Origin of the sequence: Mesorhizobium sp. M1D.F.Ca.ET.231.01.1.1, assembly GCF_003999155.2 — a bacterium.
Taxonomy (GTDB): domain Bacteria; phylum Pseudomonadota; class Alphaproteobacteria; order Rhizobiales; family Rhizobiaceae; genus Mesorhizobium.
Map to the genome: position 1 here is coordinate 1 of NZ_RZOZ02000262.1, position 288 is coordinate 288.

General features: G+C 53.5%; 1 protein-coding gene. It reads left to right on the plus strand.

Going from position 1 to position 288, the window contains the following annotated elements; all coding sequences use genetic code 11:
* The first annotated feature begins 47 nt into the window (after nucleotides 1-47).
* On the plus strand, nucleotides 48-251 hold the full coding sequence (locus EN874_RS33215) for a NepR family anti-sigma factor (RefSeq protein ID WP_127225285.1): 204 nt from the start codon (nucleotides 48-50) through the stop codon (nucleotides 249-251).
* Nucleotides 252-288 lie beyond the last annotated feature (37 nt).

Consider the following 288-nt stretch of genomic DNA (forward strand, 5'->3'; position numbering starts at 1 on the left):
AGGTTTGAAGTCGAAGAGCGGTTCGAATGCTGGAAATTAGGGCGACTATGAAAGAAATGTCAAAAAAGCAGATGGCTGATGCCGCAAGAAGGCATCGGAACGGGGATGGCAATCCGCTTGGAGCGAACTCCGAAATTGCCCGCAAGCTCAAGCAATATTATGACGAATTGGTCTCGGATCAGGTGCCGGACCGTTTCGCTCAGTTGCTCAGCCAGCTGGAACAGACCGAACCTGCCCAGAAAAAGGACTGAGGCATGGCGGCGGTGTCCCAGAGCTTCAAGACCGAGC